Origin of the sequence: Phycicoccus avicenniae (genome assembly GCF_050496545.1) — a bacterium.
In the GTDB taxonomy this organism is placed as follows: domain Bacteria; phylum Actinomycetota; class Actinomycetes; order Actinomycetales; family Dermatophilaceae; genus Phycicoccus; species Phycicoccus avicenniae_A.
In genome coordinates, this window is record NZ_JBNVZV010000037.1 from 1 (window position 1) to 25,560 (window position 25,560).

A 25,560-nucleotide genomic window follows, 5' to 3' on the forward strand; every position below is an offset into this window, starting at 1 on the left:
GGCGCGCGCCCCCCCCCCCCCGCCCCCCGCCCCCCCCACGACCGTGGCCCGCAGCGCGCTGCGGTGGCAGGGCGGGTCGTTCGGGGCGAGCATCGGCAGCGGCTCGCGGCCACCGACCGTCAGCGGGGTGGGCTCGAGCTGACGGCCCAGGGCGAGCAGCGAGAGGCGCAGGTCGCCCGGCATCGACGGGGCGCCGGCGAGGGCGGCGCGCAGCCGCTGCTCCTGCCCGACTGCGTGCCGGCACACCTCGCACGCGACGAGGTGGCGGTCCCAGGCGTGCTCGCGGGACGCACCGAGGCGCCCGGCGGCGTACTCCGAGAGCTCGTCACCGAGGCACTGCACACCCGCGCGAGCGGTCATACGACTCCCGCGGCCGGGCGCCGGACGATCGGGCCGCGACGCGCGGGGGCGGTGACCTCGGGGCGGGGACGCGGCGCGCGGTGCGCCAGCGCCTCGCGGAGCTGGGACCGGCCGCGGTGGATGCGCGAGCGCACGGTGCCGAGCTTGATGCCGAGCGTGGCCGCGACCTCCTCGTAGGACAGGCCCTCGATGTCGCAGAGGACGACCGCGGCGCGGAAGTCGGGCGAGAGGGCGTCGAGCGCGCGCTGCACGTCGTCGTCGAGGTGGGTGTCGGCGAAGGTCTGCTCCGGGCCGATGTCGCGGCTGGGCAGGCGCGCGGCCGACTCGTCGGACAGGGCGTCGAAGCGGATGCGCTGCTTCCGGCGCATCTTGTCGAGGAAGACGTTCGTGGTGATGCGGTGCAGCCAGCCCTCGAAGGTGCCCGGCTGGTAGGTGTGCAGCGAGCGGAAGACCCGGACGAAGACGTCCTGGGTGAGGTCCTCGGCGTCGTGGACGTTGCCGGTCAGCCGGTAGGCGAGGCGGTACACGCGGGCCGAGTGCTGCTCGACGACCTGCTCCCAGGACGGCGGCTCCCACGCCGGGCCGGCGGCCTCGCGCGCAGGTTCCTGCGTCGTCGTCATCGGTTGGTCCGTCACCATGCTGCTCATGTCACCCATCGATACGTGTCGTGGCCGGGAATTGTTCCCGGGAAGCCTGAACGTCGGCTGGGAATCGGTGGCGCGCCGACCCCCGCGCGGCGCACTAGGGTTGCCGCCATGAGCGGACTGAAGCCGGCCAGCTGGTCCTACGCCGAGGAGTTCGTCCCCGAGCCCGAGGCCCAGGAGGCGGCCCGCCGCCGGGGCGTCGAGCTCGGCGCGGCCTCCCCCGTCGGCACGGGCGCCGGGGCGGTGCTGCGCCTGCTCGCCGCCGCGGTCGGGGCGCGGCACGTGCTCGAGGTGGGCACCGGCGCCGGGACCTCCGGCCTCTGGCTGCTCGCCGGCATGCCCGACGACGGGGTCCTGACCACCATCGACGTCTCGGCCGAGCACCAGCGCCTGGCCCGCCAGGCCTACGGCGAGGCCGGTTACCCGCACCAGCGCACGCGGGTCATCACCGGCGCCGCCGCCGAGGTCCTCCCGCGGATGGCCGACGGCGCCTACGACATGGTCCACGTCGACGCCGACAAGGACACCTACCCCACCTACGTCGAGCACGCCGTGCGGCTGCTGCGGCCCGGCGGCGTGCTGGTCGTCGACAATATGCTGTGGCACGACCGGGTGGCCGACCCCGCCGCCCGCGACGAGACCACCTCGACGCTGCGCGACCTCGGCAAGGCCGTGCGCGACCACGACGACCTCGTCACCGCGCTGCTGCCGGTCAGCGACGGCGTGCTCGTCGCCGTCCGCCGCTGACGCCGGGCGGGGCGCTCAGCTGACCGACGGGCCGGCGCCGCGCCGGAAGCCGGCCGGGCCCTCGGCGATGGCCACGACCTCCCACTCCTCGAGCAGGACCGGCGCCGAGCCGATGATCTCGCTGCCGGGCGAGCTCGCCGCGCCGGGTTCGAAACCCTCGCGGAAGTGGGCGCGCTCCTGCTCGCTGTCGAAGACGTAGGTGCCCTCGAACCACTCGCCCTCGCGCATCCGCCACACCTTGAAGGCCAGCCCGTCGAGGAACATGAAGCGGGCGATGGAGGTGCCGACGACGTACTCGCGCAGCGCGTCCGGCGCCTCACGCGGGGCCCCCTCGAGCGACCAGCGCACCGTCAGTCCGTAGCCAGCGTTCATGGTGCCGACGCTAGGTGGGCGGTCCGGGGCACGCCACCGCGTCTCACCAGTCGTCCCGGAACGCGGCGGGACCCCCGACCGGTGCTGGTCGGGGGTCCCGTCGAAGGCGTCAGGAGCGGGTCACTTGAGGCCGTCGCAGTTGTCGATCGCCTCGCCGAGCGCACGCACCTCGTCCGGGGTCATCTCGACCACCAGCCGACCGCCCCCCTCGAGCGGCATGCGCAGCACGATGCCGCGGCCCTCCTTGGTGACCTCGAGCGGGCCGTCGCCCGTCCTCGGCTTCATTGCCGCCATGGCGTGTATCCCTTCCTCGTCGCGGCGGCGTGGGTGCCGACGCGGGGCGGTCCGGCAACCGGACGCCGGACGTAGGCATCCATTATCGCCGACGCCCCGGACGTGACGAAATCCACCCCGCGCAGGTCACGGGGGGAAGGAACCCCACGGGGTGTAGGTCAACAGGCTGCAGGTCCACCAGAGGATCCCGCCGACGAGGACGAGCACGACCACCGCCACCCGTCGCTTCCAGTGCGGAACCACCTGCTGGCCGTTCGCGGTGCGCATGGCGACCGAGGCGAGCAGGGCGGCGAGCGGCATGTCGAGGAGGAGGAAGCGCCACATCGAGGTGATCGGCCGCACGACGGCGAAGAGGAAGAACGGGTAGGCCAGCGCCCAGGCGCGCATCTCGACGCTCATCCAGCGACCGTGCCGGCCGAGGACGAGGGCGACGTAGGTGGCCGCCAGGGCGACGAGGACGACCACCCCGAGCACCCCCTTGGACTCCCAGGCCCACTCGAACCACAGGACGAACGGGCCGTCGGCCGGCTTCTGCCCCCATGCGGCCTGGACGTCGAAGAACGCCGTCGGCACACCGGTCGCGAGGCCGGCCACCACCGGCCAGGCGACCCCGCTGGCGCCGACGGCGGCGAGCATCGTCAGGACGCGGGCCCGCTGCCCGTCGAGGGGGCGCAGCCCGGCGGCCCGCTCCTCGCGCCACCGCACGACGAGGTGGATGAGGACGGCGATGCCGAGGGCGGGTGCGACGCCGCGGGTGAAGCCCAGGGGCACGGCGAGGGCGGCGACGAGCAGGTAGCGGCGGCGGACGAGGACGAGCAGGGCCGCGGCCACGAGCGCCACGGCGAGCGCCTCGGTGTACGGCTTGAGCATCACCGACGTCGTCGGGTAGAAGCACCAGAGGCAGGCCGCGACGAGGGCCAGCCGCTCGCGCTGGGGCTGGCGGGCGGCGTGGTACGTGCTGCGGAAGAGGGCGTGGATGAGGACGGCCGCGACGGCGCCGAGCACGAGGTTGACCACCGCGCCCGCCACCGCGAAGGACATCCCGGTGAGCATCACGGCCTTCACCAGGTACGGGTACAGGGGGTAGAAGGCCCACGCGCTGTACGTGATCCGGCCGTTGTCGGCGTCCACCGGCAGCGGCACGGGGTAGCCGTCCTCGACGATCCGCTGGTACCAGACGCCGTCCCAGAGCCCGATGAGGTCACCGACGGTGGGGTCCTGGTGGCCGACGCCGGCGGGGTTCTGGAACCAGGTGGCGGCCACCCAGAGGGCGAGCACCGACACCACGCGCGAGAGGGCGTAGACGGCGAGGATGGTCAGGACAGGGCGGGCCAGGGCACGGCCGGCGAGCTCGTGGCGGCCGCGCGAGCTGAGCAGCCGGCGCAGCACGGAACCACCCACCGGCTCCTCGCCGGTCACCGGCTCGGTCGCCGGCGCCACCTCAGCCCTGGCCATCGGTCAGCTCCCTCACGTCCCACAGGTACACCCCGCCGACCCGCTGCGGGGCCCCGAGCAGCGAGGTCAACGACGAACGCAGCGCCGCGGCGGCCGAGCGGTCCTCGGGGAGGACGACCGCGTCGACCCGGCCGGCCCGCAGGTCCGTCACGAACCCGGCCCGCTGGTCCGCGCCCACGGGGAGCGCGGTGCCCGCCTCGGCGACCTGGGCGAGCCAGCTCGTCAGCGCCGTCGGTGTCGCACCGTACTGCCCGCCGCGCTCGGGCGTGGTGTCGGGTCCGACGAAGTAGCCGGCGACGACCGGGAACCCCCACCGCGCGGCGGCCTGCCACTCCAGGGCACGCGCGTCGGCGACGTTGGGGGGCGGGGCCGCGAGGACCGAGCCGTCGTCGTCGACGTGGTCGCGCCACAGGCCCTCGGTGAAGAAGGCGGGGACGACGGGGCGCGGGTCGACGACGAGCGGGGTGGGGACGACGGGCGCGAGCGCGATGCCGGCCGCGACGAGCGCGACCGGCAGGCCGGTGCCCGGCGCACCGACCCAGCGGTCGACGGCGCGGCGCAGGCCCTCGGCACCGAGGGCGAGGAGCAGGGCGAGCGCCGGGAGCGCGACGAGGGTGAAGCGGGTGGGCAGCACGTTCTCGACGACCGGGACGTGCTCGAGCAGCGCCCACGGCCCGGGGACGCCCAGCGGGACGCCGTGGAGGGTCACCTCCTCGCCGAGCGAGAGCCAGCAGGTGACGACGACGACCGCGGCGAGCGCGCGGACGAGGACGCTGCGCCACAGGAGGAGCACCGTGGCGCCGGCAGCGACCCAGAGGGGGATGCCGAAGAACGAGTTCTCCTCGGTGCGGTTCATCGACAGCGCCGCCGAGGCCCAGGGGTCGGCGGCCACGGTGCGGGTGGCCCTCCCCCACAGCTGGGCGAGGTCGTTGCCGGCCGGCGGGTGGTAGATGGAGGCGTAGCTCTGCGGCCCGCGGAACTGCCACCAGAGGGGCACCGCCACGAGGACGAGGGCGACGAGGCCCCCGACGCCGAGCCCGGTGAGGGCCGGGCGCAGCGGGGGCCGGCGGTGGGCCAGCCACACCGCACCGGCCACGAGGACCCCGAGGGCGGTGAGGAGGAGCACCTCCTCGCCGATGAGCACCTGCCACGCGGCGAGCAGCCCGAGCACCACGCCGTCGCGGACCGGGTGCCGCCCCTCGAGGACCCGCAGGAGGCGGTCGAGGATCACGGGCACGAGCGCCTGCACGACGAAGTTCGGGTGGCCGTTGGCGTGGCTGACCATCCCGGGGCCGAACCCCGCGAGCGCCCCGGCGAGGAAGGCGGCGGCCGGGTGCACCGCCAGCCGGCGGCGCACGAGCCAGTACCAGGCGGTGGCCGTGAGGGCGAGGCCGAGCAGCTCGACGAGGACGAAGGTGACCTCCGGGCCGGCGAGCAGGGTCAGCGGCGCGAACGGCACCCCGATCCCGAGGATCGAGGCGTTGGCCATGAGGTTGACGCCGGTCGGGAAGTTCTGGAGGTCGGAGAAGAGGGGGTTCGAGAGGCTGACGAGGTTGTGCGCCGTGGCGCCGAGGTACCACTCGAAGGCCTGCTGGTCCTGCACGCCCTGGGACAGGTAGCCGGTGCGGACCGCCCCGAGCAGCCCGAGCGTGACGTACGCGGCGATCGCGAGGTAGGCGAGGGGGGCGAGCAGGTCACGCTTCGTCAGCGGCGCGGGCCGTCCGGCAACCGGGTCGGAGCCGGCTGCCGGACGCGCTCGGGGGGGCGGGTCGTCCCCCGCCTCGTCGCCCTGCGCGGCCGGGGTCGGCGCGACGGCCTCCGGGAAGGCCGAGCCGGTGTGGGCCACGGCGGACGGCGGGGCGTCGTGGCCGCTCAAGCGGGCGATCTCGGCCTCCTGCAGGGCGATCCGCGCCTCGATGCGGTCGACGACCTCGTCGACCTGGTCCATCCGGTAGCCGCGGTGGGCCAGGCGGTACGTCGTCCCGCCGGCGGTGGACGGCTCGCGCGCCGCGCCCGGGCGGTCGCGACCGAGCCACCAGGCGCCGGCGACCACCACACCGACCCCGACGAGCGCCGCGAGCACCGACCAGGTCACGGCCGGCCACCCCGGGCCTCGGCGGCGGCCACGAGCCCCTCGACCACGCGGCCGAAGAGCAGGGGTCCGAGCCGGTCGCCGACCGGCGTCGTGAGGCGGCGCAGGCCGGGCAGCCACAGCTCCTCGGTCCAGACCACCTCGGTGGTGGTCGGGCCGTCGTCCGGCGCGGCGTCGGTGACGGTGATGTCGGCCCAGCCGCGCAGGAACCAGCCGGTCTTGACCAGGCGCAGCCGGCGGCCGGGCTCGAGGGCCGTGACGAGCATCCGGTCGGCGCCGGCGACCGGCCCGAGCCGGGTGACCGCCGAGACCTCGGCGCCCAGGACCAGCCCGCCCTCGGGCACCGCGACGTCGGTGAGCGGGACGTGGCGCGTGTGCTCGCGCAGGTCGGTGACGACCGCCCACGCCGTCTCGCGCGGCAGGCCGGTGCTGCGGCGGACGGTGAAGGCCATCAGGTCTCCCGGTCGCGCAGCTCGGCGACCTCGCGCTCGCGCTCGGCGAGGGTCTGCGCCAGCGCGTCGAGGTGGGTGTCGACGTCCTCCATCCGGTAGCCGCGGGGCGCGGTGTCGAACCGGACGTCGACGACGTCACGGGCCCCGGGCTCGTCGGGGAGGCCGTGGTCGGGGGTCGTGTGCACCGCGTCGGCGAGCGGGTCGACCGGGATGCGCCCCGTCGCGACCCCGACGACCACCGCGACGAGCGCGATCGCGACGAGGGCGAGGAGGACGGGGACCACGCGCCGATCCTACGGTCCCGAGCCGTGGCTACTCGGGGTGCGTGCCGGGGCCGGACGGCCCGCGACCGGCGGCGCGGTCGGCCGCGACGACGGTGCGGACCGCCTCGTCGACGTCGTCGGTGAGGGTGAGCAGCGCGAGGTCCTTCTCGCTGATCGTGCCGGCGGCCGCGGCCGTCCCGCGCAGCCAGTCGAGCAGCCCGCCCCAGTACTCGCTGCCGAGCAGGACGATGGGGAAGCTCGTCACCTTCTGCGTCTGGACGAGGGTCACCGCCTCGAACAGCTCGTCGAGGGTGCCGAACCCGCCGGGCAGGACGATGAACCCGCAGGCGTACTTGACGAACATCGTCTTGCGGGCGAAGAAGTAGCGGAAGTTGACGCCGAGGTCGACGTGCGGGTTGAGACCGGCCTCGAAGGGCAGCTCGATGCCGAGCCCGACCGAGGTGCCCCCGGCCTCGAGGGCGCCCTTGTTGGCGGCCTCCATGGCACCCGGTCCCCCACCGGTGATGACCGCGTAGCCGGCCTCGACGAGGGCCCGGCCGACCTGCTCGCCGAGGGCGTACGCCGGGGTGTCCGGGGACGTGCGGGCCGACCCGAAGACGCTGACCGCCGGGCCGAGCTCGGCGAGCGCGCCGAACCCCGTGACGAACTCGGACGTGATGCGCATGACGCGCCACGGGTCGGCGTGGACCCACTCGGCCGAGCCGCTGCTGTCGAGGAGACGCTGGTCGGTGGTGGACCCGGGCACCTTCGAGCGGCGCATGACGACGGGGCCCTGGTGGTAGTCGCGCTCTCCGCGGGTGGTCGCGGGGCGCTCGCTCGGCGTCGGTGTCTCCACGTCGGTCACCCTAGCCGCGGGGCCGCGCGCGTCAGGCGAGCCAGCGCAGCAGCGCGGCCTCGCAGTCGCTGTACTGCCGCACGGGGCACTGCTCGTCGTCCATGTGCGCGAGGTTGGGGTCGCCCGGCCCGAAGTTGACGGCCGGCACCCCCATCGCGGAGAAGCGGGCGACGTCGGTCCAGCCCTGCTTGGCCTCGACGTCGACACCGAGGGCCTCGACGAAGGCGCGCGCCGCGGGCAGGTGCAGGCCGGGTCGGGCGCCGCCGGCGTTGTCGACCACCTCGACGTCGAAGCCGGCGAAGACCTCGCGGACGTGGGCGTCGGCGTCCTCCTCGGACAGCGAGGGCGCGTACCGGTAGTTGACGGTGACGACGCACCGGTCGGGGATGACGTTGCCGGCGATGCCGCCCTCGACCTTCACGGCGTTGAGCGCCTCGACGAACTCGAGCCCGTCGACCTCGCGCGTCTGCGGGCGGTACGCGACGAGGCGGGCGAGGACCTCGGCCGCGTCGTGGATCGCGTTGTGCCCCTTCCACGGACGGGCGGAGTGCGAGGCGATTCCCTTGGTGGAGACCAGGGCTCGCAGGGTGCCCTTGCACCCGCCCTCGATGCGGGCGTCCGTGGGCTCGAGGAGCACGGCGAAGTCGGCGTCGTCGATGAGCTGCGGCGCCTGCTCCTGCACGTGGAGGAGACCGTTGAACTGCGAGTCGATCTCCTCGCCCTCGTAGAAGACGTAGGTGACGTCTCGGCTCGGCTCGGCGACCTCGTGGAGGACGCGGAGCATCACCGCCACACCGCCCTTCATGTCGACCGTGCCGCGGCCCCAGAGGATCTCGCCGTCGGCGCCCTCCACCCGGCGGGTCGGGAGGTTCACCGGCTCGGCGGTCAGCGGGACGGTGTCGAGGTGGCCGGCGAGCACGACCCGCTCGGCACGGCCCAGGTCGGTGCGGGCCACCACGGTGTTGCCGATGCGCGTCACCGTCACCCGGCCGGTGGCGCGGACGGCGGCCTCGACGGCGTCGGCCAGCGCGGCCTCGTCGAGGCTCACCGACTCGATGTCGCACACGGCGGCGGTGAGGGTGGTGACGTCGGCGCCGAGGTCGAGGACGGGGGTGCTCGCAGCCATGCGCTCCACCCTAGTGAGCGCCGGGCACCGTGCCCGGGGCGGCCCGCGCTCCCCCGTACCCTTGGGGCCATGACGCGCACCGCCTGGGGCCACGGCCTCCTGACCCGTACGCACGACGGCACGGTCCTCGACGCCTGGTACCCCGCTCCGGCCCTCGGCGAGCCCGACGGCTCGGACGTCCCGGCCGAGCTGGCCGACCTCGTGGGGTCCGACGACGTGCGCGGCGTCATCCGTGAGACCGCCACGGTGAGCATCGACCTCGACGCCTCGCCGGCCTCCACCGAGGACGCCTACCTGCGCCTGCACCTGCTGTCCCACCGGCTCGCGGAGCCCAACTCGCTGGACCTCGACGGTCTCTTCGGCGTCCTGCCCAACGTCGTGTGGACCTCGCAGGGTCCGTGCGCCGTCGAGGGCTTCGAGACCACCCGCGCCCGGATGCGCGTGCGCGGCCCGGTGCAGGTCCTCTCGGTCGACAAGTTCCCGCGGATGCTCGACTACGTCGTGCCGTCGGGCGTGCGCGTCGGCGACGCCGACCGCGTGCGCCTCGGCGCCCACCTCGCGAGCGGCACCACCGTGATGCACGAGGGCTTCGTGAACTTCAACGCCGGCACGCTCGGGTCCTCGATGGTCGAGGGCCGGATCAGCCAGGGTGTCGTCGTCGGCGACGGCTCCGACATCGGCGGCGGTGCCTCCACGATGGGGACCCTCTCCGGCGGCGGCACGGAACGCGTGAGCATCGGCAGACGTTGTCTGCTCGGAGCCGAGGCCGGGCTCGGCATCGCGCTCGGTGACGACTGCGTCGTCGAGGCCGGCCTCTACCTGACGGCCGGGACGAAGGTGACCCTGCCGGACGGCTCCGTGACCAAGGCCCGCGAGCTCTCCGGGCAGAGCAGCCTGCTGTTCCTGCGCAACTCGGTGAGCGGCACCGTCGAGGCCCGTCCGCGCGACGGCCACGGCATCGTGCTGAACTCCGCCCTGCACGCCAACGACTGACCGCCGCACACCACCCACCCCGAGCCACCGGAGGACCCACCCCATGCCGCGCACGCCCCGGGGCGCCGTGACCCTCGCCGAGGAGCGGCCGCGCTCGCGCCGCCGCCGACGGGTGTCCGTCCTCGTCACCGTGCTCGTCGTCGGCGTGCTCGCCGCGGGCGGGTGGGTCGGCGTCCAGCGCCTCGTCCACGCGGTGTCCGGCGAGCAGTGCCGCGTCACCGCCGGCGGCGCGGGCTACGACTGGGGCCCGGACCAGGCCAGCAACGCCGCCGCCATCACCGCGATCGCCGTCAAGCGCGACCTGCCCCCGCGCGCGGCGTCCATCGCCATCGCGACGGCGATGCAGGAGTCCAAGGTGCGCAACGTGCGCTTCGGCGACCGCGACTCCCTCGGGCTCTTCCAGCAGCGGCCGTCACAGGGCTGGGGCAGCGCCGAGCAGATCCTCGACCCCGAGTACTCCACGAACAAGTTCTACGACGCCCTCGAGAAGGTCGACGGCTACACCTCGATGGACATCGCCGTCGCCGCCCAGGCGGTGCAGCGCTCGGCGGCCGGCGAGGCGTACGCGCAGCACGAGGGCCAGGCGCGGGTCACCGCGTCGGTGCTGTCCGGCCAGACGCACGCGGGCATCGGCTGTGCGCTGCGCGACCCGGAGGCGGCCGGCTCGCCGCAGGACGTCGCGGCGCTGCTCACCAAGGACTTCGGCATCGAGCCGAGCGTCGAGGGCTCGACGGTGCGGGTGCGCGCCGGCTCCCAGGACCTCGCCTGGGCCGTCGGGTCGTGGGCCGTGGCCCGGGCGACCGACACCGGCGTGGTCCGGGTGTCCACGAACGGGCGCGAGTGGAGCCGCTCGATGGAGGACTCCGCCCTCGAGTGGTCGACCGGCGGCGACGTCGGCGAGCGCGAGGTCGTCATCCACCTCGCCTGACCGACCCCCTGCTCCCCCGCTCCCCCCGCTCCTCCCCGCGTCGAGTGCGGAAACGGTCTCCGGGGCGACCACGTGCGCACTCGACACCCCGGACGCGGCCCGCACGCAGCACGGCCCGGCACCCTCGTGGGGTGCCGGGCCGTCCGCTGTCGTGCTGGGGTCAGCGCTGGTCGAGCGCCACGTAGTCGCGCTCGCCCTCGCCGGTGTACACCTGGCGCGGGCGGCCGATCTTCGTGGCCGGGTCCTCCATCATCTCGCGCCACTGGGCGATCCAGCCCGGCAGGCGGCCGAGGGCGAAGAGGACGGTGAACATCCGCGTCGGGAAGCCCATCGACTTGTAGATGAGGCCGGTGTAGAAGTCGACGTTCGGGTAGAGCTTGCGCTCGACGAAGTAGTCGTCGGCCAGCGCGATCTCCTCGAGGCGCATCGCGATCTCGAGCAGCTGGTCGTTGCCGCCGGTCTTCGCGAGGATGCTGTGGGCGGTGTCCTTGATGATCGCCGCACGCGGGTCGTAGTTCTTGTAGACCCGGTGCCCGAAGCCCATGAGGCGGACGCCGTCCTCCTTGTTCTTCACCTTCTTCATGAACTCCTCGGCGGTGTACTCGGCGCCGTTGATGCGCTCGAGCATCTCGAGGACCGCCTGGTTGGCACCGCCGTGCAGCGGGCCGAAGAGGGCGTTGATGCCGGCCGAGACCGACGCGAAGAGGTTGGCCTGCGAGGAGCCGACGAGCCGGACCGTGGAGGTCGAGCAGTTCTGCTCGTGGTCGGCGTGGAGGATGAGCAGGAGGTCGACGGCCTTGACGATCTCCGGGTCGATGTCGTACGCCGTGGCCGGGACACCGAAGGTCATCCGGAGGAAGTTCTCGACGAGGCTGAGGTCGTTGTCCGGGTAGAGGAACGGCTGCCCGATCGACTTCTTGTACGCGTACGCCGCGATGGTCGGCAGCTTCGCGAGGAGGCGGATCGTGGAGATCTCGACCTGCTCCTCGTCGAAGGGGTCGAGGCTGTCCTGGTAGAAGGTCGAGAGCGCCGAGACGGCGGAGGACAGCACGGGCATCGGGTGCGCGTCGCGCGGGAAGCCCTGGAAGAAGCCCTTGAGGTCCTCGTGGAGCATCGTGTGCTCGCGGATGCGGTCCTCGAAGGCGGAGAGCTCGGTGGGGGTCGGCAGCGTGCCGTAGATGAGCAGGTAAGAGGTCTCGAGGAAGGTCGAGCTCTTCGCAAGCTGCTCGATGGGGTACCCGCGGTAGCGCAGGATGCCCGCGTCGCCGTCGATGTAGGTGATGGCGCTGGTGCAGCTCGCGGTGTTCGTGAAGCCGGCGTCGAGGGTGACGTTGCCGGTCTCCTTGAGCAGCGCGGAGATGTCGTACCCGCTGTTGCCCTCGGTCGCGGGGACGAGGGAGAGGTCGAGCTGCTTGCCCGCGGCGTGGAGGGTTGCTCCGTCGGTCATGGCGCGATCCTTGGGGGGTTTCGGGGGAACTCGGACTTCCTTCGACCCTACCCGCCGGTCACCGGGCGGTGAAACGCGGCCGGCGTGACATTGGACGCTCCCGTCAGGCCAGCCGTGCGGCGGCCGCCGCGATGCGCTCGTCGCCCGCGGTCAGGGCGATGCGCACGTGCTCGCGCCCGCTCGCCCCGTAGAAGTCCCCGGGGGCGACGAGGATGCCCCGGGCCGCCAGCCGGTCGAGGGTGGTGCGGGCCGGCTCCCCCGCGGTCGCCCACAGGTAGAGACCGGCCTCGGAGTGCTCGACGCGCAGGCCGAAGGCCTCGACGGCCGGGCGCAGCACCGCCCGGCGGGCGGCGTACCGGGCCTTCTGCTCCTCGACGTGGGCGGTGTCGGTGAGGGCCGCGAGCATCGCCCGCTGCACCGGCCACGGGACGATCATCCCGGCGTGCTTGCGCACCTCGAGCAGCTGCTTCACGAGGGTGGGGTCACCCGCGACGAAGGCCGCCCGGTAGCCCGCGAGGTTGGACTGCTTCGAGAGCGAGTACACGGCGAGCAGCCCCTCGTGGGACCCGCCGCAGACGCGCGGGTCGAGGATGCTGGGGGTGGTCGGCGGCTCGCCGGAGGCCGGGTCACGCGGGCGCCAGTCGAGCTCGGCGTAGCACTCGTCGGAGGCGACGACCACGCCGTGCTCGCGCGCCCAGCCGACGACCTTGCGCAGGTGCTCGACGCCCAGCACCTGACCGGTCGGGTTACCGGGAGTGTTGAGCCACAACAGCTTCGGCGTCGTGGCGGGGGTCAGCGGTCCGAGCGCGGTCAGCCCGTCGACGGCCATCGGTACCGCGCGGGCCAGCCGCGCGCCGACGTCGTAGGTCGGGTAGGCCACGCGGGGGAAGGCCACGACGTCGCCCTCGCCGAGCCCGAGCAGGGTGGGCAACCAGGCGACGAGCTCCTTGGAGCCGATGGTGGGCAGCACGCCGGCCGGGTCGACCCCGGGGGCGCCGCGCCGGGCGGCGAACCATCCGGCGACCGCCTCGCGCAGGTCAGGGGTGCCGTAGGTCTGCGGGTAGCCCGGGGCGTCCGCGGCCGCGGCGAGCGCACGGCGCACGACCTCCGGCGTCGGGTCGACCGGGGTGCCGACCGAGAGGTCGACGATGCCCTGGCCGGCCGACCCCTCGAGCGAGGGGTCGGAGAACGCGCTCGCCCGCTCCTTGGCGGGAGCGAGCGAGTCCCAGGGGAAGTCGGGGAGGGTCAGCACCCCGTCACTCGTCGTGCTCCTGCGGGGGGAGGTCGGCGATGATCGGGTGGTCCTTGGCGATGACGCCCAGCTTGGCGGCGCCGCCGGGGCTGCCGAGGTCGTCGAAGAACTCGACGTTGGCCTTGTAGTACTCGGCCCACTGCTCGGGCACGTCGTCCTCGTAGTAGATCGCCTCGACCGGGCAGACCGGCTCGCACGCACCGCAGTCGACGCACTCGTCGGGGTGGATGTAGAGGCTGCGCTCGCCCTCGTAGATGCAGTCGACGGGGCACTCCTCGATGCAGGCCTTGTCCTTCAGGTCCACACAGGGCTGCGCGATCACGTACGTCATGGCGCCCATACTATTCACGGCATGCAGACCCCGGAGGGCGGCCCGCCGCACCGCTCCCCCGACGTCCCGCCGGTCGGGACGCGGGTGGTCGTCCGGCACCGCCTCCCGGTCCCCGACCCGCTCTCCGGCGCCACCCTCACCGACGTCGTCGGGGTGCTCGCGCACTCCGACGCCGAGCACCTCCTCGTCCGCACGCGACGCGGCGAGGTGGCGGTGCCGCGGGCGTCGGTGACGGTCGTCAAGGAGCTCCCGCCGGCCCCCTCGCGCCGGGGCGCGCCGCACCTCGCGCTGTCCGTCGAGGACCTCCAGCGGGTGATGGTCGGGGCCTGGCCGCCGGTCGAGAGCGAGCACCTCGGCGACTGGTTGCTGCGGGCGGCCGGTGGGTTCACCCAGCGCGCCAACTCGGTGATGTCGGCCGGCGACCCGGGGCGCTCCCTGGACGCCGCCGTCGACGCCGTCGAGGCCTGGTACGACGCGCGGGGCATCACCCCCGCCCTGACCCTCGCCGGACCGGTCGGGTTCGCGCTCGCGGGCGACCCGCTCGGCGCCCTGCTGCTCGCGCGCGGCTACCTGCCACGGGTCACGACCACGACGTTCACCGCGGCCGCCGCCACCGTGGCCGCGCAGGGCCCCGCCCCCTCCCCGGACGTCGAGGTGTCGCTCGGGCGCGGGCTCACCGACGAGTGGTTCGCCGCGTACCAGGGCTACCGCGAGGCACCGCCCGGACCGGCCCGTGCGGTGCTCACGGGCTCCCCCGAGCAGGTCTTCGCGACCGCCCGCGACGCCGACGGCGTGCTGGGCGTGGGGCGGCTCGGCATCGCCGCGACATGGGGCGGCATCGCCGCGATGTGGACCGCGCCGCAGGCCCGGCGCCGGGGCATCGCCAGAGCGCTGCTCACCCGTCTGGCCGGCGAGGCGCACGCGCGCGGAGTCCGGTCGCTGCACCTGCAGACCGACACGGACAACGCTGCGGCACAGGCGTTCTACCGTAGCGCCGGCTTCGTGCCGCACCACGAGTACGTCACGCTCCGACGGCCTTGACCCGCCGCGCCGCCTCGCGTCAGGGGGCCTTCGCGGTGCAGGTGACGTCGTCCTCGGGCACGTAGCTCGTGGTGAACGACGCCGTGCGGACCACCTTGCCGCCCTGCTTGAAGATGCGGCCGATGTCGACCTTGAAGCCCGGCACCGGGCTCTGCGGCTTGCAGGTGGGGCTGTCGTCGACGATCTTCTTCGGCGCGACGATGTCGTAGCGCGCGCTCTTGGTGGCCTCGACGTCGTACTTCTTGGTGCCCCAGTAGGTGACCGTGATGGACGTCGCGGTCGTCGTGACCTCCATGAGGATGCCGCCGTCGGTGGTGTTGGTCCACTTGTTGTGCAGGTCCGGCCAGGAGATGGTCGCCTCGCGGCCCTCGGGGTAGCGCGAGATGTAGAACGAGTGCGCCTGCCAGGCGTCGAGCTGGACGCCGGCGAAGAACGAGGCGTTGAAGATCGTCGTCGACACCTGCGAGATGCCGCCGCCGTAGCTCTCGGCGAGGCGGCCGTTGCGGATGATGCCCGCCTCGATGTACCCCTTGGCCGCGGTGCGCTCGCCGAGCACGGCGTTCATGCTGAACTGCTCGCCCGGCGGGACGTAGGTGCCGTTGATGAGCGACGCCGCGAGCCGGATGTTGTGCACGCGCGGCGCGCCGGCCTCGTAGTACGTCGTGAAGCTCGTGATCCTCTCCTTCGGCAGCGTCTTCTTCGCCACCGCGGTCGTGAACTCGGGCTGGACCTCCTTGGTGCTCACCGTGGCGGTGCGCTGCGCGGTGGAGATCGCGGGCCAGACGGCGGCCGAGATCGAGGCGTCGTCGAGGGAGGTGCCGACCACGCTGGCCGCCACCGACGGCGTGCGGCCCTTGAAGGTGACGACCGCGTCCTTGGCGGGGACCTCGGCCTTCGCGGCGAGCGCCGCCTTGTGCACGAGGGCCCGCAGCTTCTTGTCGTCGGCGCGCGGGGTGATCGTCCCGTCGTCGCCCGGGGTCAGCACGACCGCGCCCACGAAGTCCTTCGGGGCGATGGTGAAGCTCTTGCCGTTCGCCTCGACGGTGACCGGCCCCGAGACCGCGACGGCCGCGAACTCGTCGCGCACCCGCTCGAGCTCGGTGGCGGAGACCTTCGTCGGCGTCTTCTCGGCGGCGACCTCGACGGTGTCCTGGGCGGGCCACCAGCGGCGCACGGCGGCGGCCGTGCCGGCGACGTCGGTGGTGCTCCCCTCGACGGGGGCCTTGTACGTGACCTTGCCCCCCGCGAGGGAGAGCGAGCCCTCCGCCGGCTTCGCGTCGAGCTGCTTGCGCGCGCCCTCGAGGGCCTTCCCGAACGCGGCGTCGTCGACACGGACCACGGCCGGCTGCTCGCCGCCGCCCGCGACGTGGCGCCAGACCTCGGCCGGGGCGAGGGTGAACCCGACGAGCGAGTCGACGGTGGCCGGCACGTCGACGGAGAGCCCGGCGGTGCGGGCGTCGAGCTCGGCCTTGCCGGCCGAGGAGGTGAGGGTGAGCGGGAGGTCCTTGCCACCCAGTGCGCGCTGCAGCGTGGCCCGGGCCTCCCCGGCACCCTGCCCGCCGACGTCGACGCCGGCGACGGTGGTGCCGCGCGGCACGCGGTCACCGGCCCAGGCGGCGGCCCCCGCGTAGAGGGCTCCCGCCACGACGAGCACACCGAGCAGCACGAACGGCCACCGGCGCGGGCCCGGCGCGGGGTCGTCCCACGCGGGCTCCTCCTCCCACGAGGCGGTGTCGAGCAGGTCCTGGGTCATGCGATGCTCCCGTAGCGGCCGCGGTAGTGGACGAGGGCGGGTCCGACGACGTCGGGGAGCCCGATGCCGAGGACCTCACCGACGACGATGACATGGTCCCCCGCCGGGTGGACGTCGACGGTGCGACACTCCAGGTGGGTGAGCGCGCCGTCGAGGAGGGCCACCCCGGTGTGCTCGCCGCGGGTGAAGGCGGCGCGGTCGAGCTGACCGTGCAGGGGGCGGCCCCGGGTGGCGAACCACTCCGAGAGCGCGCGCTGGTCGGCGGAGAGGACGCTGACGCCCCACGCGCCGGCGGCGACCACGGCGTCGTGGAAGCGGGCCTCGGTCTCGACGCACACGAGCACCAGCAGCGGGTCGAGGGAGACCGAGGTGACGGTGTCGGCGGTCATCGCGTGGTCGTGGCCGCCGTCGACGGTCGTGAGGACGCTGACGCCCTGCACGAGGCGCCCCATCGCCTGGCGGAAGAAGGACGGGTCGAGGTCGCTCACGCGGCTCCTTCCGGCAGCGGCCGGCCCGTGGAGGGGTCGAGCCGCGCGTAGCCCTCCCGGCCCGCGAGCCGGAAGACGTGGCGGTTGGACAGGGCGTACCAGCCGTCGCCGACGACGACCTGGGTCGCGTGCGCCCGCAGGGCCGCGGCCTGCGCGGCCAGGACCCCCGCGTCGAGCACGGCGTGCGTCACGACCTCGTCGGGGACGACGTTGGCGGCGTAGGGGCTGTCCTCGGCCGGGAGGACCCAGCCGGCGTCCGCGGGCACGTGCTCGCGCAGCCAGGCGGCGTCCTCGACGGCCCACGACACCGGCGTCAGCGTGCCGAACAGCGGCGGCGCGGAGCCCGTGGCCGCCACGGCGGCGCGGGTCGCCTCGTGGGTGCGGACGTGGTCGGGGTGCCCGTAGCCACCCCCGGCGTCGTAGGTGACGACGACGTCGGGGCGGACCGCCTCGAGGACCGCGCCCAAGGCCTCGGCGGCCGCGGCCAGCGAGACGCCGGCCCACGCCCGCGGGTCGGCGGCGGCCGCGGACCCGGCCATCCCCGAGTCGCGGAAGGCCGGGGCGTCCTGCGGCGTGACCGCCCCGAGGAGGTGGTGGGTGGCGCCGAGCGCGGCCATCGCGGCGGCCAGCTCGGTGCGCCGGAACGCGGCCAGTGTCGGGCCGTCGCCCTCGAGGTGCGCCAGCTCCGGCGGGATGACCTCGCCCTCCTCACCGAGGGTGCAGGTGAGCACGTGCACCTCGTCACCGCGGGCGACGTGGTGGGCGATGGCGACCCCGGTCGTCAGGGTCTCGTCGTCGGGGTGGGCGTGCACCAGGAGCAGCCGGGCCGGCCGGTCCGTCGGGCGCACCCCGTCGAGCAGGTCCCTCACGGCACGACCGCGATGTCGGCGAACTCGACCACTCCCCCGAGCACCCCGTTGGAGGACAGGTTGCGCACGTCGGACCCGGCCACGTAGAGGGCGCGGCGCTCGGCGAGGCCGATGTAGGCGCCCTGCTGGAGCAGGCGCAGGTCGACGTCGGCCCAGCCGCGCTCGCGCGCCTCGCGGTCGACGACGGCGCCCGTCTTGAGCATCTGCTCGTCGAGCTCCTTGTCGCTGAAGTAGCCGTAGTCGCGCCCCGGCCCGGCGGCCGTGAGGTTGATCGAGCTGTCGAACAGCGGGGGCAGGACGGTCGAGCCGGAGGCCCACGCCGGCGCCCAGTTGGACCAGAAGACGTCGATGCCCTCGGCCTGGCGCGGGTCGGCGATGGTCGAGAAGTAGTTCTCGGTCACCGGCTTCGTGGTCGGCTCGAACCCGGCCTGGCGCCAGCCCGCGACGAGCGCGGCCATCGCCTTGTCGGACGTCGGGTCGGACCGGTAGGCCACGGTGAACTTCACCGGAGCCGTGACCTTCGCCTCCGCGAGCAGCGCGCGCGCCCGGGCGGCGTCGCCGCGCATCCCGGCCCCGACGGGGTCCTCGTCGTGGGCGGCGGGCAGCGCCCGCGGCAGCAGCGAGACCGCCGGGTCGGCGGCGGTCTTCCCGCCGATGGCCGTCACGTAGGCGTCCCGGTTGGTCGCGGCGGCCAGGGCGAGGCGCACCTTCGGGTTCTTGAAGACGGCGCTGCGCGTGTTCGGCACGAGGTAGTCCACGACACCCGTCAGCGGGTTGACCGAGCGCTCCTCGAGGCTCTGCACCGCGGTGATGTGCTGCTGGATGGCCGGGGGCGCCGAGCCGAGCGAGACCGACACCCGCCCCGACTCGTTGTCGGCCATGACCTGCTGCGCGACGGCCTGGGTGTCCAGGCCCTCCTGGTAGCGGATCTGGTCCGGGTAGGCCTTGCGCACGGGGTCGCTCGCGGCCGACCAGTGCGGGTTGCGCACGAAGGTGCCGCCGCGCCCCTGCTCCCAGGTGCCCCGGAGCATGTACGGGCCGGCGCTGAAGACCTCGTAGGTGCCGTCGGCGCCCCGGTCGACGGACTTCTTGACCGGCCCGAAGGCGGGCTGGGCGAGCATCTCGGCGAAGTCGCCGGTCGGCGTGCTCAGGGTGAAGGTGATCTTCTGCCCGTCGCACGCGACGGCCTTGTCGTACGCGGCCTGGGCCTTGGTCGCGGCGGCGCCCCGCGCGTACGGGCCCTGGTAGGTGCTCGACCCGTCGGCGTTGCGCGGCACCGAGAGGACGGCGAGCGCGTCGGTGGGACCACCGGTGACCGTCTTCGTGGCGAAGGTGCGCGAGATGCCGTAGGCGACGTCGGCGCAGGTGACCGGTGTGCCGTCCTGCCACGTCACGCCGTCGCGCAGGGTGAAGGTCCAGACCTTGAGGTCCTTGCTGGGGGTGCCGGCGTCGGTGGCGAGGTCGCCGACCACCTTCGCCTGGGCGTCGGGGTCGGTGCTCGGGCCGTAGGCCGTGAGGGTCCGGGCGAACACCCGGCCCGCGAAGGCCATGTCCTGACGGGCCGCCATGCGCTGCGGGTCCCAGGTGGCGACCGGCCCGAGGGAGAGCGCGTTGAGCGTCCCGCCGCGGGTGTCGACGCGGTCGCCGACGGCGGAGGAGGGCGCGGTGTCGGGACCGGACTGCGCGGAGCGCTGCCGGGCGACGACGACCCCGGCGCCGACGACCGAGGCGACCACCACCAGCACGAGCAGGAGGAGTCGCAGGGGCCGGCGCCGCCGGGACCGGCGCCGCCGCTGCGAGCGGCTGGGCGCGGTCTCCGGGGACGGGTCGGGGGTGCGGCGGTCGTTCCTGGCCATGCGGTGGGGGTTCAGCTCCTCCGGGCCCGGGCGGCGGCGCGGGCGCGCAGCGTCTGGTCGAGCTCGACCTTGCGGATGCGGACGGCCTCCGGGGTCACCTCGACGCACTCGTCCTCGCGGCAGAACTCGAGCGACTGCTCGAGGGAGAGCGCGCGCGGCGGCGCGAGGCGCTCGAGCACGTCGGCACCGGCCGAGCGCACGTTGGTGAGCTTCTTCTCCTTGGTGATGTTGACGTCCATGTCGTCGACGCGCGAGTTCTCGCCGACGATCATCCCCTCGTAGACCTCGGTGGTCGGCGGGATGAACAGCGTCCCGCGCTCCTGGAGGTTGGCCATCGCGTAGGCGGTGGCCGGCCCCGAGCGGTCGGCGACGAGCGAGCCGCTGATGCGGGTCGAGATCTCGCCCTGCCACGGCTCGTAGCCCTCGAAGACGTGGTTGGCGATGCCGGTGCCGCGGGTGTCGGTGAGGAACTGGGTGCGGAAGCCGATGAGCCCGCGCGAGGGCACGAGGTACTCCATCCGGACCCAGCCGGTGCCGTGGTTGGTCATCTGCTCCATCCGGCCCTTGCGGGCGGCGAGCAGCTGGGTGATCGAGCCGAGGTACTCCTCGGGGGTGTCGATGGTCAGCCGCTCGACGGGCTCGTGGACCTTGCCGTCGACCTCGCGGGTGACCACGACCGGCTTGCCGACGGTCAGCTCGTAGCCCTCGCGGCGCATCTGCTCGACGAGGATGGCCAGCGCGAGCTCGCCGCGGCCCTGGACCTCCCAGGCGTCGGGGCGCTCGGTGGGCAGGACGCGCATCGAGACGTTGCCGATGAGCTCGCGGTCGAGGCGGTCCTTGACGAGCCGCGCGGTGACCTTGGCGCCCTTGACGCGGCCGGCCATCGGGCTGGTGTTGATGCCGATGGTCATCGAGATGGCGGGCTCGTCGACCGTGATGAGGGGCAGCGGGCGGGGGTCCTCGAGGTCGGCGAGGGTCTCGCCGATGGTGATCTCGGGGATGCCGGCGACGGCGATGATGTCGCCGGGGCCGGCCTGCTCGGCGGGACGGCGCTCGAGGGCCTCGGTCATGAGCAGCTCGGTGATCTTCACCGGCACGGTCGAGCCGTCGCGGCGGCACCACGCGACCTGCTGGCCCTTGCGGATGGTGCCGTTGTGCACGCGCAGCAGGGCGAGGCGGCCGAGGAAGTTCGAGGCGTCGAGGTTGGTGACGTGCGCCTGGAGCGGGGCGCCCTCTTCGTAGGACGGCGCCGGGATGGTCTCGATGATCGTCCGGAACAGCGCCTCGAGGTCCTCGTCCTCGGGGAGGCCGCCGTCGGCGGGGCGGGTCAGCGAGGCGCGGCCGGCCTTGGCCGAGGCGTACACGACCGGGAAGTCGAGCTGGTCCTGGTGGTGCTCGGCGTCGACGAGGAGGTCCATGAACAGCTCGTAGACCTCGTCGACGACCTCGGCGATGCGGGCGTCGGGGCGGTCGACCTTGTTGATGCAGAGGACGACGGGCATCTGGGCCGCGAGCGCCTTGCGCAGGACGAAGCGGGTCTGCGGCAGCGGACCCTCGGAGGCGTCGACGAGCAGGACGACGCCGTCGACCATCGACAGGCCGCGCTCGACCTCGCCACCGAAGTCGGCGTGGCCGGGAGTGTCGATGATGTTGATGACCATGCCGTCGGTGATGCCGGCGTCGAGCGCCGCCTTGCCCGCGTAGCGGACGGCGGTGTTCTTCGCGAGGATGGTGATGCCCTTCTCGCGCTCGAGGTCGCCGGAGTCCATGGCGCGCTCGTCGACGTGCTGGTGCTCACCGAACGCGCCGGACTGCCAGAGCATCTTGTCGACGAGGGTGGTCTTGCCGTGGTCGACGTGAGCGACGATGGCGACGTTCCGGAGGTCGTCGCGGCGGGAGACAGACATGCCCACCAGTCTCTCAGGGATCGCGCTCCTGACCGAATCGGCGCCGGGCGGGTGCGGGCGCGCCCGCCGCAAGGTCTGCGGCGGCCGTTCGGTCTCACTTGGGTAACCACTCGTGTCGCCCCGTTCCCCCCAGCGGATTTGCTGGCTAGGGTCCGGGGAACCGCGGACGGGGGGACAGGCCCCTTGTGCGCGGACCTCAGCCGTCCGACCCGGGCGGTCAGAGTGATCGCACACCCAAGCGAGGTTCACACTGATGACACGTAAGCGCACGGCGCCCCTCGTCCTCCTGACGGCGGCCGCCCTGAGCATGACGGCGTGCGCCCAGTCCGAACGGGACTCCGGCGACGACGGAGGTTCGAGCGGCGGCGACGTCAAGGACACCGTCACCTTCGGCGCCGCAGGCGCCCCCGACGTCTTCGACCCGCTCTACGCGACCGACGGCGAGACCTTCCGCATCACCCGCCAGATCCACTCGGGCCTGCTCGGCATCAAGCCCGGCACCGCCGACATCCAGCCCGAGCTCGCCGAGAGCTGGACCCCGTCCGAGGACGGCCTCGCCTGGACCTTCAAGCTCCGCCAGGGCGTGAAGTTCAGCGACGGCGAGGCGTTCAACGCCGAGGCCGTCTGCTACAACATGGACCGGATGTTCACCCAGAAGGGCGCCGGTCAGACGGCGGCCGAGTACTGGACGTACTTCTTCGGCTCCTTCAGCGACGACCCGTCCGGCTCGCTCTTCAAGTCGTGCGAGGCCAAGGACGAGGGCACCGCGGTCATCAACATCACCCGCACCACCTCGAGCTTCCCGACGATCCTGTCCCTCGACTCCTTCTCGATGCAGTCCCCGAAGGCGCTCAAGGACGGCGACGCCAACAACATCCAGGCCCAGGGCGAGGGCTTCACCTACCCGGCCTACTCGAAGGCACCGGTCGGCATCGGCCCGTACAAGCTGTCGAAGTACGACGAGGCCAACAAGACGGTCACCCTCGTCGCCAACGACACCTTCTACGGCGAGAAGGCCAAGACCAAGAACCTCGTCTTCAAGATCGTCCCCGACGAGAGCACCCGCCGCCAGGAGCTGCAGGCCGGCTCCATCGACGGCTACGACCTGCCCAACCCGGTCGACTGGAAGGGCCTGGAGGACAGCGGCAACAAGGTCGAGATCCGGCCCGCCTTCAACATCCTCTACATGGGTCTGAACCCCGAGCGGAACGCGAAGCTGAAGGACCTGCGGGTGCGCCAGGCCATCGCCTACGCCCTCAACCGGGACCAGATGGTCAAGACCCAGCTGCCCGAGGGCGCCAAGGTGGCCTCGCAGTTCATGCCCGACACCGTCGCCGGCTACAACACCTCGCTCCAGCCGTACCCGTACGACGTGGAGAAGGCCAAGGCCCTGCTCAAGGAGGCCGGCGCCGAGGGCATGACCCTCAAGTTCGCCTTCCCGACCGAGGTGTCGCGGCCGTACATGCCGGACCCGCAGAAGATCCACGCGGCGTTCGTCAAGGACCTCGAGGCCGTCGGCATCAAGGTCGAGCAGGTCAGCAAGCCGTGGAACGGTGGCTACCTCGACGACGTGTCGAAGAACGCCGCCTACGACGCCTGGCTGCTCGGCTGGACCGGTGACTACAACGCCGCGGACAACTTCCTCGGCACGTTCTTCAGCAACCTCAAGAGCAACGACTTCCACACGAGCGTCATGCCGTGGGGCAAGACGCTCTCGGACGACCTGAAGAAGGACGACGCCATCGTCGACGAGGGCGAGCGCGAGGCCGCGTACCAGGACCTCAACAAGCGCATCGCCGAGGAGTACCTGCCGGGCATCCCGATCAGCCACTCCCCGCCGGCGCTGGTCACCAGCGGCAAGGTCAAGGGCCTCACCGCGAGCCCGCTGACCGCCGAGATGTTCGACACCGTCACGGCCGGAAAGTGACGGTGCGGGGACTCGTCCCCGCGGCACAGCACGTATAGGGTCGGTGGCCGCCCCGGACGCGAGTTCGGGGCGGCCACCGTCGTCCACCCGGGAACACCAGGAGCCTCACGTTGGCGAGATTCATCCTCAGGCGACTCCTCCAGATGGTCGGGGTCGTCTTCATCCTCTCCCTGCTCCTGTTCTTCTGGCTGCGCTCCCTCCCCGGCGGCACGGTCTCCGCGATCCTCGGCGAGCGCGCCACCCCCGAGACCCGTGAGGCCCTCACCAAGGCCTTCGGCCTCGACCAGCCGGTGTGGGTCCAGTACCTGAAGTTCCTCGGCCGGGCCGCCCAGGGCGACTTCGGGGTCTCGACCCGCGTCCTGCCCGGCGCCGACGCGCTGAGCATCTTCCTCGACCGGCTGCCGGCCACCATCGAGCTGAGCTTCTTCGCCCTCCTCATCGCCATCGCGCTGGGCATCCCGCTCGGGTACGTCTCGGCGCGCCGGGCCAACTCCCCCCTCGACAGCGGTCTCGTCATCGTCTCGCTCGTCGGCGTGGCGGTCCCGGTCTTCTTCCTCGCCTTCCTCCTCAAGTACCAGTTCGCCGTCGACCACAACTGGCTGCCGGTCTCGGGGCGCCAGGACAACCTCGGCTGCACGCGCGTCACGAACTTCTTCGTCCTCGACGGGTTGCTGACCCGCGAGTTCGACTGCACCGCCAGCGCGCTCAAGCACCTCGTGCTCCCCTCGATCGCCCTGGCGACCATCCCGTTCGCGGTGATCTACCGCATCACCCGGGCCTCGGTGCTCGAGGTGCTCGGCGAGGACTACGTGCGCACCGCCGAGTCCAAGGGACTCACCGCCCGGGTCATCCGTGGCCGGCACGTCCTGCGCAACGCGCTGCTCCCGGTCGTCACGACGATCGGTCTCCAGACCGGTGGCCTGCTCGCCGGCGCCGTGCTCACCGAGACGGTCTTCAACTTCGGCGGCATCGGCAGCGCGCTCGCCGACGCCTTCCGCGGCCGCGACTACTCGGTGCTCCAGGTGCTGATCCTCGCGGCGGCCGCCATCTACGTCATCATCAACCTGCTCGTCGACATCGCGTATGCGGTCATCGACCCGAGGGTGAGGACCCGATGAGCCCCAGCAACCCGATGAACCGCCGCAAGGACCGCATCGACGACCTCGCCGCCTCCTCCGGCGGCGGCACCACCGTCCTCGTCCGCGAGGCCGGCGCGGTCGACGAGAAGCCGGGCGTCTCGCTCATCGCCAGCGCCTGGCAGCGGCTTCGGCGCAACCCGGTCTTCCTCCTCGGCCTGGGCATCACGGTCGTGTTCGTCGTCCTCGCGCTCATCTCGCCGTTCATCGCCCCCCACGACCCGGCCGACAACCCGCTCATCGACCAGGTCCGTCAGCAGACCAACCCGATCCCCGGCCCGCAGCCCGGGTACCCGCTCGGCGGTGACAACGCGGGCCGCGACTTCCTCTCCCGGCTGCTCGTCGGCAGCCAGCAGACACTCATCGTCGGGGTCTTCGCGACGATCTTCGGGCTGGCGGGCGGCATGCTCCTCGGCATCCTCGCGGGTGCCCTCGGCGGCTGGGTCGACGCGCTCGTCATGCGCATCGTCGACGTCCTGCTCTCGATCCCCTCGCTGCTGCTGGCCTTCTCCATCGCGGCGCTCGCCTCCCGGCCGAGCCAGCTGACGGTGATCATCGCCGTGGCCGCCGTGCAGGTGCCGATCTTCGCGCGGCTGCTGCGCGGCTCGATGCTGGCCCAGCGCCACAGCGACCACGTGCTCGCCGCCCGCGCCCTCGGGGTCACCGAGCGGGCCGTGGTGTTCCGGCACATGCTGCCCAACTCGCTCGGGCCGCTCATCGTCCAGTCCACGCTGGTGCTCGCGACCTCGATCATCGACGCCGCGGCGCTGTCCTTCCTCGGCCTCGGCAACCCCGACGACCGCCGCCCGGAGTGGGGCGCGATGCTCGGGTCGTCGCAGAAATACATCTACGACTACCCGCACCTGGCCGTGTACCCGGCGCTCTGCATCATCGTCGTGGCCCTCGGCTTCACGCTGATGGGCGAGTCGCTGCGCGAGGCCCTCGACCCCAAGAGCAGGAGGTGACCCGCC

At 73.1% G+C, this 25,560-nt stretch carries 25 protein-coding genes; 7 read left to right on the forward strand and 18 right to left on the reverse strand.

Annotated features, from left to right (window positions below; genetic code table 11):
- Positions 1–360 (reverse strand): hypothetical protein (locus tag ACQZ2A_RS20245; RefSeq protein ID WP_430214594.1); only part of this gene is annotated, 360 nt, incomplete at its 3' end.
- Positions 357–998, reverse strand: coding sequence for an RNA polymerase sigma factor SigE (gene sigE, locus ACQZ2A_RS20250; RefSeq protein WP_430214638.1), 642 nt, complete (start codon positions 996–998; stop codon positions 357–359). The genes ACQZ2A_RS20245 and sigE, both read right to left, overlap by 4 nt.
- A gap of 117 nt (positions 999–1,115) precedes the next feature.
- Between sigE and ACQZ2A_RS20255 the strand changes: the two genes are divergently transcribed.
- Positions 1,116–1,751: an O-methyltransferase gene (locus ACQZ2A_RS20255; protein WP_430214596.1), complete on the forward strand. Its 636-nt coding sequence runs from the start codon at positions 1,116–1,118 to the stop codon at positions 1,749–1,751.
- 15 nt (positions 1,752–1,766) lie between these two features.
- Here the strand turns inward: ACQZ2A_RS20255 and ACQZ2A_RS20260 are convergent, their stop codons facing one another.
- The 8 genes from ACQZ2A_RS20260 to dapE all read right to left on the reverse strand — a co-directional run bounded on the left by ACQZ2A_RS20260 (position 1,767) and on the right by dapE (position 8,661).
- Positions 1,767–2,123 (reverse strand): hypothetical protein, encoded by a 357-nt coding sequence (locus tag ACQZ2A_RS20260; RefSeq protein ID WP_430214598.1) that lies wholly within the window; start codon positions 2,121–2,123, stop codon positions 1,767–1,769.
- Positions 2,124–2,243: 120 nt separating this feature from the next.
- Positions 2,244–2,417, reverse strand: a complete 174-nt coding sequence (locus ACQZ2A_RS20265) for a DUF3117 domain-containing protein (RefSeq protein WP_430214599.1) — start codon at positions 2,415–2,417, stop codon at positions 2,244–2,246.
- Between the two features lie 126 nt (positions 2,418–2,543).
- Entirely contained in the window at positions 2,544–3,872 is a 1,329-nt protein-coding gene (locus tag ACQZ2A_RS20270) for a hypothetical protein (RefSeq protein ID WP_430214601.1), read from the reverse strand.
- The gene (locus ACQZ2A_RS20275; protein ID WP_430214603.1) at positions 3,859–5,967 is read right to left on the reverse strand and encodes a hypothetical protein; all 2,109 of its coding nucleotides are present in this window, start codon (positions 5,965–5,967) and stop codon (positions 3,859–3,861) included. Before ACQZ2A_RS20275 ends, ACQZ2A_RS20270 begins: the two co-directional genes overlap by 14 nt.
- Positions 5,964–6,416 carry a hypothetical protein gene (locus tag ACQZ2A_RS20280; RefSeq protein WP_430214605.1) on the reverse strand — a complete coding sequence of 151 codons (453 nt, stop codon included), beginning with the start codon at positions 6,414–6,416 and terminating at the stop codon, positions 5,964–5,966. The genes ACQZ2A_RS20275 and ACQZ2A_RS20280 overlap by 4 nt, the downstream gene beginning before the upstream one ends.
- Positions 6,416–6,700 (reverse strand): DivIVA domain-containing protein, encoded by a 285-nt coding sequence (locus ACQZ2A_RS20285; RefSeq protein WP_430214607.1) that lies wholly within the window; start codon positions 6,698–6,700, stop codon positions 6,416–6,418. The genes ACQZ2A_RS20280 and ACQZ2A_RS20285 overlap by 1 nt, the downstream gene beginning before the upstream one ends.
- Positions 6,701–6,728: 28 nt before the next feature.
- Positions 6,729–7,460, reverse strand: coding sequence for a TIGR00730 family Rossman fold protein (locus ACQZ2A_RS20290; RefSeq protein WP_430214640.1), 732 nt, complete (start codon positions 7,458–7,460; stop codon positions 6,729–6,731).
- Between the two features lie 106 nt (positions 7,461–7,566).
- Entirely contained in the window at positions 7,567–8,661 is a 1,095-nt protein-coding gene (dapE, locus tag ACQZ2A_RS20295) for a succinyl-diaminopimelate desuccinylase (protein ID WP_430214608.1), read from the reverse strand.
- A 69-nt stretch (positions 8,662–8,730) separates the two neighbouring features.
- On the opposite strand from dapE, the gene dapD reads away from it, so the two are divergent.
- Both dapD and ACQZ2A_RS20305 read left to right on the forward strand, forming a co-directional pair.
- A complete protein-coding gene (gene dapD, locus ACQZ2A_RS20300; RefSeq protein WP_430214610.1) occupies positions 8,731–9,654 on the forward strand; it encodes a 2,3,4,5-tetrahydropyridine-2,6-dicarboxylate N-succinyltransferase in 924 nt (307 codons plus the stop codon).
- Positions 9,655–9,697: 43 nt separating this feature from the next.
- The gene (locus tag ACQZ2A_RS20305) at positions 9,698–10,582 is read left to right on the forward strand and encodes a hypothetical protein (RefSeq protein ID WP_430214611.1); all 885 of its coding nucleotides are present in this window, start codon (positions 9,698–9,700) and stop codon (positions 10,580–10,582) included.
- A 160-nt stretch (positions 10,583–10,742) separates the two neighbouring features.
- On the opposite strand, the gene ACQZ2A_RS20310 is transcribed toward ACQZ2A_RS20305, so the two are convergent.
- The 3 genes from ACQZ2A_RS20310 to fdxA form a co-directional block, all read right to left on the reverse strand.
- Positions 10,743–12,029, reverse strand: a complete 1,287-nt coding sequence (locus ACQZ2A_RS20310; protein ID WP_430214612.1) for a citrate synthase — start codon at positions 12,027–12,029, stop codon at positions 10,743–10,745.
- Between the two features lie 103 nt (positions 12,030–12,132).
- Positions 12,133–13,281: a succinyldiaminopimelate transaminase gene (dapC, locus tag ACQZ2A_RS20315; protein ID WP_430214614.1), complete on the reverse strand. Its 1,149-nt coding sequence runs from the start codon at positions 13,279–13,281 to the stop codon at positions 12,133–12,135.
- 4 nt (positions 13,282–13,285) lie between these two features.
- A complete protein-coding gene (gene fdxA / locus ACQZ2A_RS20320) occupies positions 13,286–13,612 on the reverse strand; it encodes a ferredoxin (protein ID WP_166118274.1) in 327 nt (108 codons plus the stop codon).
- A 21-nt stretch (positions 13,613–13,633) separates the two neighbouring features.
- Here fdxA and ACQZ2A_RS20325 point away from each other — a divergent pair, with 21 nt between their 5' ends.
- Positions 13,634–14,653, forward strand: a complete 1,020-nt coding sequence (locus tag ACQZ2A_RS20325) for a GNAT family N-acetyltransferase (RefSeq protein WP_430214615.1) — start codon at positions 13,634–13,636, stop codon at positions 14,651–14,653.
- 19 nt (positions 14,654–14,672) lie between these two features.
- Here the strand turns inward: ACQZ2A_RS20325 and ACQZ2A_RS20330 are convergent, their stop codons facing one another.
- Genes ACQZ2A_RS20330 through typA form a run of 5 tightly spaced genes read right to left on the reverse strand, consistent with a single transcriptional unit; the run spans position 14,673 to position 21,526 of the window.
- Positions 14,673–16,406, reverse strand: coding sequence for a VanW family protein (locus ACQZ2A_RS20330; RefSeq protein WP_430214617.1), 1,734 nt, complete (start codon positions 16,404–16,406; stop codon positions 14,673–14,675).
- The gene (locus ACQZ2A_RS20335; protein WP_430214618.1) at positions 16,403–16,894 is read right to left on the reverse strand and encodes a flavin reductase family protein; all 492 of its coding nucleotides are present in this window, start codon (positions 16,892–16,894) and stop codon (positions 16,403–16,405) included. Before ACQZ2A_RS20335 ends, ACQZ2A_RS20330 begins: the two co-directional genes overlap by 4 nt.
- On the reverse strand, positions 16,891–17,763 hold the full coding sequence (mshB, locus tag ACQZ2A_RS20340) for an N-acetyl-1-D-myo-inositol-2-amino-2-deoxy-alpha-D-glucopyranoside deacetylase (protein ID WP_430214620.1): 873 nt from the start codon (positions 17,761–17,763) through the stop codon (positions 16,891–16,893). The genes ACQZ2A_RS20335 and mshB overlap by 4 nt, the downstream gene beginning before the upstream one ends.
- Entirely contained in the window at positions 17,760–19,619 is a 1,860-nt protein-coding gene (locus ACQZ2A_RS20345) for an ABC transporter substrate-binding protein (RefSeq protein WP_430214622.1), read from the reverse strand. The genes mshB and ACQZ2A_RS20345 overlap by 4 nt, the downstream gene beginning before the upstream one ends.
- An 11-nt stretch (positions 19,620–19,630) precedes the next feature.
- Complete coding sequence (gene typA / locus ACQZ2A_RS20350) at positions 19,631–21,526, reverse strand: translational GTPase TypA (RefSeq protein WP_430214624.1); 1,896 nt, start codon at positions 21,524–21,526, stop codon at positions 19,631–19,633.
- A 253-nt stretch (positions 21,527–21,779) separates the two neighbouring features.
- Here typA and ACQZ2A_RS20355 point away from each other — a divergent pair, with 253 nt between their 5' ends.
- The 3 genes from ACQZ2A_RS20355 (at position 21,780) to ACQZ2A_RS20365 (ending at position 25,554) form a co-directional block, all read left to right on the forward strand.
- On the forward strand, positions 21,780–23,453 hold the full coding sequence (locus tag ACQZ2A_RS20355; protein WP_430214625.1) for an ABC transporter substrate-binding protein: 1,674 nt from the start codon (positions 21,780–21,782) through the stop codon (positions 23,451–23,453).
- 110 nt (positions 23,454–23,563) lie between these two features.
- Positions 23,564–24,571, forward strand: coding sequence for an ABC transporter permease (locus ACQZ2A_RS20360; protein WP_430214627.1), 1,008 nt, complete (start codon positions 23,564–23,566; stop codon positions 24,569–24,571).
- On the forward strand, positions 24,568–25,554 hold the full coding sequence (locus ACQZ2A_RS20365) for an ABC transporter permease (protein ID WP_430214629.1): 987 nt from the start codon (positions 24,568–24,570) through the stop codon (positions 25,552–25,554). Before ACQZ2A_RS20360 ends, ACQZ2A_RS20365 begins: the two co-directional genes overlap by 4 nt.
- Positions 25,555–25,560: the final 6 nt, after the last annotated feature.

Bases quoted from the DNA above. Each gene is read 5' to 3' on its own strand.
- sigE (WP_430214638.1), bottom strand. From the start codon at position 998: ATGGTGACGGACCAACCGATGACGACGACGCAGGAACCTGCGCGCGAG.
- ACQZ2A_RS20255 (WP_430214596.1), top strand. From the start codon at position 1,116: ATGAGCGGACTGAAGCCGGCCAGCTGGTCCTACGCCGAGGAGTTCGTC.
- ACQZ2A_RS20260 (WP_430214598.1), bottom strand. From the start codon at position 2,123: ATGAACGCTGGCTACGGACTGACGGTGCGCTGGTCGCTCGAGGGGGCC.
- ACQZ2A_RS20265 (WP_430214599.1), bottom strand. From the start codon at position 2,417: ATGGCGGCAATGAAGCCGAGGACGGGCGACGGCCCGCTCGAGGTCACC.
- ACQZ2A_RS20270 (WP_430214601.1), bottom strand. From the start codon at position 3,872: ATGGCCAGGGCTGAGGTGGCGCCGGCGACCGAGCCGGTGACCGGCGAG.
- ACQZ2A_RS20280 (WP_430214605.1), bottom strand. From the start codon at position 6,416: ATGGCCTTCACCGTCCGCCGCAGCACCGGCCTGCCGCGCGAGACGGCG.
- ACQZ2A_RS20290 (WP_430214640.1), bottom strand. From the start codon at position 7,460: ATGCGCCGCTCGAAGGTGCCCGGGTCCACCACCGACCAGCGTCTCCTC.
- dapE (WP_430214608.1), bottom strand. From the start codon at position 8,661: ATGGCTGCGAGCACCCCCGTCCTCGACCTCGGCGCCGACGTCACCACC.
- dapD (WP_430214610.1), top strand. From the start codon at position 8,731: ATGACGCGCACCGCCTGGGGCCACGGCCTCCTGACCCGTACGCACGAC.
- ACQZ2A_RS20305 (WP_430214611.1), top strand. From the start codon at position 9,698: ATGCCGCGCACGCCCCGGGGCGCCGTGACCCTCGCCGAGGAGCGGCCG.
- ACQZ2A_RS20310 (WP_430214612.1), bottom strand. From the start codon at position 12,029: ATGACCGACGGAGCAACCCTCCACGCCGCGGGCAAGCAGCTCGACCTC.
- fdxA (WP_166118274.1), bottom strand. From the start codon at position 13,612: ATGACGTACGTGATCGCGCAGCCCTGTGTGGACCTGAAGGACAAGGCC.
- ACQZ2A_RS20325 (WP_430214615.1), top strand. From the start codon at position 13,634: ATGCAGACCCCGGAGGGCGGCCCGCCGCACCGCTCCCCCGACGTCCCG.
- ACQZ2A_RS20330 (WP_430214617.1), bottom strand. From the start codon at position 16,406: ATGACCCAGGACCTGCTCGACACCGCCTCGTGGGAGGAGGAGCCCGCG.
- ACQZ2A_RS20345 (WP_430214622.1), bottom strand. From the start codon at position 19,619: ATGGCCAGGAACGACCGCCGCACCCCCGACCCGTCCCCGGAGACCGCG.
- typA (WP_430214624.1), bottom strand. From the start codon at position 21,526: ATGTCTGTCTCCCGCCGCGACGACCTCCGGAACGTCGCCATCGTCGCT.
- ACQZ2A_RS20355 (WP_430214625.1), top strand. From the start codon at position 21,780: ATGACACGTAAGCGCACGGCGCCCCTCGTCCTCCTGACGGCGGCCGCC.
- ACQZ2A_RS20365 (WP_430214629.1), top strand. From the start codon at position 24,568: ATGAGCCCCAGCAACCCGATGAACCGCCGCAAGGACCGCATCGACGAC.